This window comes from Thioalkalivibrio sp. (assembly GCF_007692535.1).
Lineage (GTDB): Bacteria > Pseudomonadota > Gammaproteobacteria > Ectothiorhodospirales > Ectothiorhodospiraceae > Thioalkalivibrio.
Genome location: NZ_REBW01000010.1, coordinates 1 through 3,015, shown reverse-complemented (window position 1 = coordinate 3,015; position 3,015 = coordinate 1). Strand labels below are relative to the sequence as shown.

The window sequence follows — 3,015 nt, the reverse complement described above, 5'->3', positions numbered from 1 at the left end:
ATGATCCACCAGATCCCCGCGTAGGTCAGGATGCGCAACGGCAGCCCGACGCCGGACCGCTGCATCCCGAGCCAGCGCATCGCACGGGCGGTCCAGTCACGCATCTTCTGGCGCCAGGATGAGGTCATCGCGCTCCGTGTCCGTGCTTGCGATCATGGCGACACGCGCCACCCCGAACGGATGTCTCCCCTGCCCCGCTTGCGGGGAGGGTTGGGATGGAGGCGCGGCGCCGGTCCCGGCCTTCACGCCCGGTTGCCACTGTACTCGAAGCCGGCTTTGCGGCGCACCGACGCTGGGTAGACGCCGCACTGCACAAGCACACGGGGCCTGCGTATGATCGAAGCCACCGCGGCAAGCCGGAGGAATGCGTACGTGAACGATTCCAAGGATACCCCCCGCTGGCACGCGCTCGATGTCGACGCGGCACTCGAACGCCTGGAGAGCGACACGGGCGGACTGGACCGCGACGCAGCGCAGGAACGCCTGGAGCGGCACGGCCCCAATCGCCTGCCGGACCCGGAACGCACGGGGCCATTGAAGCGCTTCCTGCTGCAGTTCCACAACGTGCTGATCTACATCCTGATCGTCGCCGGCATCGGTACCGCACTGCTCGGGCACTGGATCGACGCCTGGGTGATCTTCGGCGTGGTGCTGATCAACGCCGTGATCGGCTACATCCAGGAGGGCAAGGCCGAGAAGGCCCTGGACGCGATCCGCCAGATGCTCTCGCCGAAGGCACTGGTGGTGCGGGACGGCCAGCGGCGCACGATCCCGGCCGAGGACCTGGTGCCCGGAGACGTGGTGATCCTGCAGGCCGGCGACAAGGTTCCGGCCGACCTGCGCCTGTTCAAGGCGCACAACCTGCGCATCGACGAGGCGGTGCTCACCGGCGAATCGGTCGCGGTGGACAAGCAGACCGAGCCGGCGGAAAAAGACGCGGGGCTCGGTGACCGTGCCTCGATGGCCTTCTCCGGCACCCTGATCGCCTACGGCCAGGGCCGCGGCGTGGTGGTCGGCACCGGCGCCGATACCGAGATCGGCCGCATCTCCACGATGATGGGCGAGGTCGAGTCGCTGACCACGCCGCTGCTGGCCCAGATCGCCCAGTTCGGCCGCTGGCTCTCGGTGGCGATCGTGATACTGGCGGGATTCACCTTCGCATTCGGGTACTGGGTGCGCGACTACGCGCTGGTCGAGACCTTCCTCGCCGCGGTCAGCCTCGCGGTCGCGGCGATCCCCGAGGGCCTGCCGGCGATCATGACCATCACGCTGGCGATCGGCGTGCAGCGCATGGCCAGCCGCAACGCGATCATCCGTCGACTGCCCGCGGTGGAAACGTTGGGCTCGGTCACGACCATCTGTTCCGACAAGACCGGCACCCTGACCCGCAACGAGATGACGGTGAAGAGCATCGTCACCGCCGAGCGCGAGTTCGAGGTGAGTGGGGTCGGCTACGAACCCAAGGGCCACTTTTCGACCGACGAGGAAGAGATCGAGGTGGACGACCACGCAGTGCTGGCCGAGGCGTTGCGCGCGATCCTGCTGTGCAACGACGCCGAGGTCTATCGCTCCGACGAGCGCTGGGTGATGGAGGGCGATCCGACCGAGGGGGCGCTCGTCACAGCCGCCATCAAAGGCGGCCTGGACCACAAGGAACTGAACCGGCGCCTGTCGCGGATCGACGTGATCCCGTTCGAGTCGAGCTACAAGTTCATGGCCACCCTGCACCACGAGGACAAGGCCGACTCGGGCGTGATCTACCTGAAGGGGGCGCCGGAGCGGGTGCTGGCGGTCTGCGACAAGGAACGCACCCCCGACGGCGACCGGCCGCTGGAACGTGACCGCTGGGAAGACTGGATGGAACGCATCGCGGCGCGCGGCCAGCGCCTGCTCGCGGTGGCCGCGAAGGACGCCGGCGCGGACAAGTCCGAGCTGGAATTCCCCGACATCGAGGACGGCGGGCTCACCCTGCTGGCGGTGTGCGGGATCATCGACCCGCCCCGGGACGAGGCCATCCGGGCCGTTGCCGACTGCCAGAAGGCGGGCATCCGCGTGAAGATGATCACCGGCGACCACGGCGTGACCGCGCGCGCGATCGCCGAAGAGCTCGGCATCGAGACGGAAAGCGGCGTGGTGGTCGGACAGGAGCTCGAGGAACTCTCCGACGACGAGTTGAAGCGCCGGGCACACGATGTGGACGTGTTCGCGCGCGCCACGCCGGAACACAAGCTGCGGCTGGTGAAGGCGATCCAGGCCGACCGGCACGTGGTCGCGATGACCGGCGACGGCGTGAACGATGCACCCGCGCTGAAGCGCGCCGACGTCGGCGTGGCGATGGGCATCAAGGGCACGGAGGCCTCGCGGGAGGCCTCGGAGATGGTGCTCGCGGACGACAACTTCGCCTCCATCGCCGCCGCGGTGGAGGAAGGCCGCACGGTCTACGACAACCTGAGGAAGGCGATCCTGTTCCTGCTGCCCACCAACGGGGGCCAGGCCTTCACCATCGTCGCCGCGATCCTGCTCGGGCTGACCCTGCCGCTGACCCCGGTGCAGGTGCTGTGGGTGAACATGGTCACCGCGGTGACACTGGCGCTGGCACTGGCCTTCGAGCCCACCGAGCCGGGCGTGATGCGCCGCGCGCCGCGCCCGCCGAACACGCCGATCCTGTCGCCGTTCCTGCTGTGGCGCATCGGTTTCGTGTCGCTGCTGCTGCTGGCCGGCACCTTCGGGCATTTCACGTGGATGCTGCAGCACACGGACGACCTCGACCTCGCGCGCACGGTGGCGATCAACACCCTGGTGGTGGGACAGGTCTTCTACCTGATCAACAGCCGCTACATCGTGCAGTCGGCGCTGAACTGGGAGGGCTTCTTCGGCAGCCGCGCGGTGCTGATCGCGATCGGCGTCCTGGTGGTGCTGCAGGCGCTGTTCACCTACGCCCCGCCGGTGCAGTTCCTGTTCGGCACCACGGGCATCGGCCTGGAGGAATGGGGCCGCATCCTGCTGTTCGGCGTC

Annotated in this window: 1 protein-coding gene; it reads left to right on the top strand. The window is 68.3% G+C overall.

The features are described from left to right. Positions 1-372: 372 nt before the first annotated feature. The coding region (locus EA346_RS00140) for a cation-transporting P-type ATPase (RefSeq protein ID WP_296754101.1) at positions 373-3,015 on the top strand (2,643 nt) is incomplete at its 3' end.